This window comes from Moorena sp. SIO4E2 (genome assembly GCF_010671945.1).
Taxonomy (GTDB): domain Bacteria; phylum Cyanobacteriota; class Cyanobacteriia; order Cyanobacteriales; family Coleofasciculaceae; genus Moorena; species Moorena producens.
The window spans coordinates 1-5,970 of sequence record NZ_JAAHIE010000458.1 but is presented as its reverse complement, the minus strand read 5'-3'; the positions used below and the strand labels follow the sequence as shown (position 1 = coordinate 5,970).

The 5,970-nt window shown below is 43.4% G+C and carries 7 protein-coding genes and 1 tRNA gene; 3 read left to right on the top strand and 5 right to left on the bottom strand.

The genetic code is table 11. From position 1 onward, the window contains the following. Nucleotides 1-138: DUF5615 family PIN-like protein (locus F6K37_RS44910; protein WP_353838666.1), on the top strand; the 138-nt coding region annotated here is incomplete at its 5' end. Nucleotides 139-251: 113 nt separating this feature from the next. Here the strand turns inward: F6K37_RS44910 and F6K37_RS30400 are convergent. Next, nucleotides 252-324: transfer RNA gene (locus F6K37_RS30400), tRNA-Phe, on the bottom strand. Between the two features lie 46 nt (nucleotides 325-370). On the opposite strand from F6K37_RS30400, the gene F6K37_RS30395 reads away from it, so the two are divergent. Beyond that, on the top strand, nucleotides 371-514 hold the full coding sequence (locus tag F6K37_RS30395) for a hypothetical protein (RefSeq protein WP_287254236.1): 144 nt from the start codon (nucleotides 371-373) through the stop codon (nucleotides 512-514). Between the two features lie 26 nt (nucleotides 515-540). Then, nucleotides 541-2,193 carry an ABC1 kinase family protein gene (locus F6K37_RS30390; RefSeq protein ID WP_287254234.1) on the top strand — a complete coding sequence of 551 codons (1,653 nt, stop codon included), beginning with the start codon at nucleotides 541-543 and terminating at the stop codon, nucleotides 2,191-2,193. Nucleotides 2,194-2,621: 428 nt separating this feature from the next. Here F6K37_RS30390 and F6K37_RS30385 read toward each other — a convergent pair whose 3' ends face one another. The 4 genes from F6K37_RS30385 to F6K37_RS30370 form a co-directional block, all read right to left on the bottom strand. Then, a complete protein-coding gene (locus F6K37_RS30385) occupies nucleotides 2,622-2,825 on the bottom strand; it encodes a hypothetical protein (protein WP_229414381.1) in 204 nt (67 codons plus the stop codon). A gap of 442 nt (nucleotides 2,826-3,267) precedes the next feature. After that, a complete protein-coding gene (locus F6K37_RS30380; RefSeq protein ID WP_287254232.1) occupies nucleotides 3,268-3,420 on the bottom strand; it encodes a hypothetical protein in 153 nt (50 codons plus the stop codon). Between the two features lie 39 nt (nucleotides 3,421-3,459). Continuing rightward, on the bottom strand, nucleotides 3,460-4,722 hold the full coding sequence (locus F6K37_RS30375; RefSeq protein ID WP_008181511.1) for an RNA-guided endonuclease InsQ/TnpB family protein: 1,263 nt from the start codon (nucleotides 4,720-4,722) through the stop codon (nucleotides 3,460-3,462). A gap of 78 nt (nucleotides 4,723-4,800) precedes the next feature. Continuing rightward, entirely contained in the window at nucleotides 4,801-5,277 is a 477-nt protein-coding gene (locus F6K37_RS30370; protein ID WP_287254230.1) for an esterase/lipase family protein, read from the bottom strand. Nucleotides 5,278-5,970: the final 693 nt, after the last annotated feature.

Sequence of the window (5,970 nt, the reverse complement as noted above, 5' to 3'; positions counted from 1 at the left end):
AACTCTGACCATTTCGGCATTGTTGTTTGTACCAATAATCGTAATTGGGAACAGTTTGCAGAACGGATAGATGAAGCTGTAAAAGCAGAGGAAACTTTACAAGGCAAACTAATTCGTGTGGTACGTCCTGCTAAATGAGGTGATTTCTGCTAAAAATCTTTAGCATTATCTGGTTTGTTTCAGCCTAAAGCAAGACACTAAATTGATGTATCAACAATAAAAGGCTTGCTCCCAAGTGGTTTCATATTGTATGCCAGGAGGCGGACTTGAACCGCCGACACGAGGATTTTCAGTCCTCTGCTCTACCAGCTGAGCTATCCCGGCTTGCTTTTTTTGACGCCTTATTAAGGCTAACAAATCTAGTCTGGATTTGCAAGTAGATCAGAAAATTTTTTTTTGCGATCCAGCTTCAATTTTTGTCTACTGTCCCCTGCTCCCGATTCCCGATTCCCGATTCCCGATTCCCGATTCCCGATTCCCGATTCCCCACTTTGCCGCGAAGTCTAGGATATAACCAAATCACTCAACCACCCTCAGCCAATGTTTTCCCTAACTCAAACCAGTACCCGCCAGCGAGAAATCCTAGAAGTTGTCTTCCGAAACGGTTGGGATTACATGCGAGGACTCCTAACGGGCAACAAAAATAATGACGAACCTCAACTCCCCACTCCTGCTGTCCTTCGCAACATTTTAATCGATTTAGGTCCGGTGTACGTTAAGTTAGGACAACTGCTGTCTACCCGTCCCGACCTATTACCAGGAGCCTATGTTGAAGTCCTGACTGACTTGCAAGCCAATGTACCAGCAGTAGCCTGGAGTGAAATCGAAAGCCTGCTACAGCAAGAACTAGCCAAGCCAATCTCAGAAACCTTTACTACCATCAATCCCCAAGCCATTGCTGCTGGTTCCATTGGTCAAGTCCATCGGGCTACCCTCAAAAATGGTCAAGAGGTGGCTCTGAAAGTGCAACGTCCTGGGATTGACCAGATAGTTGCCCAAGATATTGCTATCATTCGGGGCTTAGCGGAGTTAGTCTCTCTGACGGAATTTGGTAAGACTTACGATATCGTTGTCATAGCAGATGAATTTGTTACTGCCCTAGAAGCAGAACTGGATTTTACCCAAGAAGCTAACTATACCGATAAACTCCGCAGTAATCTATCCAATAGCCGCTGGTTCGATTCCCAGCAATTAGTGATACCAAAGATTTACTGGGATTTGACCAGCCAAAAGCTACTTACCATTGAGTGGCTGGAAGGGGCACCTCTGCTATCGGCGCAATTATCACAAACTCAAGAGGGCAAAGATCCCCAGACCCAGCGACGGGAAATTACCACCCTGTTATTTCGGGCTTTTTTCCAGCAGGTTTACATTGATGGCTTCTTCCATGCTGACCCCCATCCCGGAAACATATTTTATCTGAGGGATGGTCGTGTCGCTTTATTAGACTGTGGCATGATTGGACGCTTAGACCCCCGCAGCCAACAGATTTTGACGGAGATGCTCCTAGCAATTGTAGATTTAGATGGCAAGCGATGTGCTCAGTTAACCCTACAACTATCTGAAGCCGGTGAGTCGGTCAATTTATCTGGCCTGGAAAATGACTATGACCGCATGCTGCGCAAGTATTACAACCGAAGCCTCTCCAAAATCAACTTTAGTGAAGTGTTTTATGAGATACTGCAAGTCTCGCGCAATAATAAAATCCGCTTACCCGGTAATATGGGTTTATATGCCAAAACCCTAGCTAACTTGGAAGGGGTTACCCGTGGATTTTATCCTGACATTAACCTGCTCGACCAAATCAAACCCCTGATTACGGAAGTGTTTCGGCGTCAACTCCTGGGAGATGATCCCTTACAAACCCTTCTGAGAACTATTTTAGATCTCAAAAGCCTGTCATTGCGATCGCCTTCTCAAATCGAATTATTTTTAAACCGGGTTAGTTCCGAAACCCTGAAGTGGAATATTACCGTCCCAGAGCTAGACAAACTACGTTACAGTATCGATGATTCCGCTAATCGACTTTCCTTCAGTATTGTAGTCGGTTCCCTGATTATCGGTGCAGCAATTGTGGCCTCAGGAAGCCAAACTCCCCAGATGTTAGTGGTTACTAATATCCTGTTTGCTGCTGCTAGTTTTTTAGGATTGTGGCTGATTGTCAGTATTTTGCGTTCGGGACGGTTACGATGATTTGATAAGGGAGTAGGGAATCGGGAATCGGGAATCGGGAATCGGGAATCGGGAATCGGGAGCATTCAGCTATCAGCTTGTAGGGTGGGCAAAAACATTTTGGTTCTTTTGATTATTCTAGATTAGATTACTTTGCCCACCCTACTTTAATTGGTATTTTTTTTTACTATGGCTGACGGCTGACAGCTATCAGCTATCAGCTTGTAGGGTGGGCAAAAACATTTTGGTTCTTTTGATTATTCTAGATTAGATTACTTTGCCCACCCTACTTTAATTGCTATTTTTTTGTACACACAAGTCTTTGATCCCCCCTAACCCCCCTTAAAAAAGGGGGGAATTAGATTCAAAAGTCCCCCGAGCGAGCAATCCCTCGCTCGGGGGATTTAGGGGGATCTGAACCAGGGATTCAAGCCACTAAAATTTACCGCTTACAAATCCTGTAATTTTCCTTCGGATTTAGCTGTCATTGCCTCCTCAAGTAAGAAGTCTAACTTCCCATCGGCGATATCAGCTTCAAGCTGTTTATCCCAGAGTAACCAGTCTTTTTCAGCAAACCACTCTCTCAAGCGCACGAAATCTTCCTTAGAGAGAGCCTCAATTTCAGCTTGAATCTTTTCTACTTTTGTCATCATAAAAAAATGACTGCAATCCTAGTGATTAAATCTCTATAGTCTAGCATAAAAATTAACTTGCTCTAGGCTAGATTTTTTAGCTTGTAGGGTGGGCAAAAACAGTTTGGCTATGCGTGAGTATTGATAGATTAGATTACTTTGCCCACCCTACTTTAATTGCTATTTTTTTGTACTGCTTAGAGTAGAGTAATGCCAGATTGTTGAGAGATTTGGCAACAGATGGGTGTTGTTGACCTAGGAGTTTTTTCAACATCTCCCGGACAGCCCCAATACTTTGAGCAAGCGTATCACTCGCCGATACTAACCTACTGGCATGGCCGTTTCTCCGAAGTAAAAAGAGTGCCTTTGCTCATTTCAGTTATGTTTATTCTACAACAAGATACTGGCTATTCCGGAAAGTTTGTTAGCTAACCTCAAGAGTGTTGAACCCTTGACCATTCGGTCACGCTGCGCGAACGGTTAGCTGCGGGGGATAATCCCCCGAACCCCCTTTTTTGGTGAGATTTAAGAATCGCTCTAACCAGGGTAATGCCTGGTTATAAGCCCCTTGACCTTGGTAAAACCAACCTAGACCCTGGAAAGGTTTGTTTGACATCCTCCCCCCACATAGCGCCATCTTGCTATGCTCGATGTCTTAGTGGGGGATTCCTAACTCTCGCGAATTAGGTTTTCTGCTTCGTCTCGTGCCAACTAGAGTATCGTGACCAATACTCCCCGTCGCTTCCAATCCACAGACATTTTCTAGCACGCTATGCCCTAGCGCACTTACTCCACGATTCCTAATTTCTTGGCTAGCTGCTACATCCCGTGTAGTTGTATATCCACAATCAAAGCAATGCTGAAAACGAATATCTAGAGTTTTCTTTCCTGTATGTGCGCCACAGTTAGGACAAATCTGAGAAGTCCCATCCTTATTGACTTTGGCAAAATATACGCCACGACGAAAACAGACCCACTTTAATATATTTACAAACTGACCGAATCCAGCATCGACACTGTGTTTTGAAAGCATCCCTCTTTGCCATGAGACAAAGTTGATATCTTCTAAAAATATCATGCCAGCACCATCACACAAATGATGAGCCAGCTTAAAATGCCAATCTTTACGAGTCTCAGATATTTGCTGATGTAGTCTAGCTATTTTCTGGTTTAACTTGTGCCGATTATTCGAGCCTTTTTGTTTGTTCTTTAGCCTACGTTGTAGCAATTTCAGCTTACGTTGTAGGGTTTTCAGAAATCTAGGTCGCTTAATCTCTTCGCCATCACTGGTAGCAACAAACTTGTCAAAGCCCAAATCCACACCTCGCGGATGACCGTGAGGCATGGGATTAGGAACGTCAACATTTAGTTTAAGTGATAGCATCACAAAGTAACCAGATGCCTTTTTAACTACTCTTGCTTGTTTGACTTCAAACCCAAAGGGAATAGGTCTAGATTGTCGCCATTTCACCCATCCCAGTTTGGGAATCTTAATAGCATCATTTCTGATCGGGTTTTTCCCTAACTGTGGAAAAACAAAAGAACGCATCCGATACTTATTTTTAAACCGTGGGAAACCAAAACCCCTAGCCTTCATATCATCCCAAGCTCTATCTAAGGTTCTTAATGTTTGCTGTAGAACTTGAGAGTGAACTAATTTGAGTTGAGGATAGACTTTCTTAGCTTCGGTTAACTGTTTGGCTTGCAAATGGTAGTTAGGAAATGGTTCGTTAGCAGGAATGATGTATTCATAATGAATCGAACAAGCATTTATAGACGACTTACGAGATGCACACCAATCTTTACGCTGTCTAAGGGCGAAGTTCCAAACCGATCGACATATATCTAGCGTTTGCTCGATAGTAGCAATCTGTTCGGTATTTGGTTCTAGCTTGTATTCGTAGGTCATTGTTAGCATACAAGTATTATACCTGACACAGGTTATAATGCTGTGTCAGGATTTAATGTATTTGAGGTGCGACCCGAAGGCGCTTTCCTAGGCCGGGGAACCCGGCCTAGGAAAGCGCCCAAAGACCGAACCAGAATGAGGGGTAGACAGGAAAACAATTCCCCTCGTCCCAGATGCGATCGCTTCCCATTTGCCAAAGTCCCTAGCACTGCGCAGCATCTGTTTAACCAGCAGTCCCCCCATACTGTGAGTAACGAAAATTATTGGGCGATCGCCTATCTCATAACTATCCAGTAGATCTAAACTATTAGTCGCCCGGTCTACCAGAGGCATAGAATTACCCTTCCATCTAAACGGTTGTACCTCATAAGCCAGAGACCAAATTCCCACATCTGATAAATCTTGCCCCAGCCAAGCAGGCCAAAAATTATCATCATCTCGCCGTTCTTGCGGGTGCCAAGTACTTAGCGCATCACCCCCGAGTCCATGGACAAAAATGACATCCCCACGGCGATCGGGATTCTGAGCACCATAAATTTCAATTAAATCGTTACGATCACTCACAGACTAGCTCTCCAGGAATAAAGGTCATTGAGATTATTATTGAGATGCTTCGTGACCCTGATCCTCAGCTAGGGTGCTGGCATCGGAACAATTGACACCGATGGGGTTAATCGCCATACCCTTACCACATCTTGCTATTGCATAGATTAGCTACTGATTGAGTCGAGAGAAATCCAGAAAGTGCCAATAAATTCTCTGTCTACCCCATATTCCGCCACGCCCTACTCCCTGTTCCCAGATCCGCTGTTCCCTGTTCCCTATTCCTCTATTTTTATCCGGATAAAAAAAATACTTATTTTTCCTCTGTGGGGCTTGAAAGTCGAGTGTCAGACTTTAACTATGGCGGCATCTTGAGGTACCATTCAAATAATGGTATTGTTATAGATGCTAAACTAGGTACCGGTGAAGAAGGATTTGATGCTAGAGTCCAAGCAGGGGCTCAGTTCAAATTTTAATAGTAAGGTATTAAAGATTAGTTAATTGCAAGGTTGAAAGTTGTTCGCGTAGCGTGGCCTTTTGGCCAAGGTTGCAGGTTAGCAGGTTGAAGGTTAAAGGTTGAATCTTGGATTCTAAATTCTAAATTCTAAATTCTAAATTCTAAATTCTAAATTCTAAATTCTAAATTCTAAATTCTAAATTCTAAATTCTAAATTCTAAATTCTAAATTCTAAATTCTAAATTCTAAATTCTAAA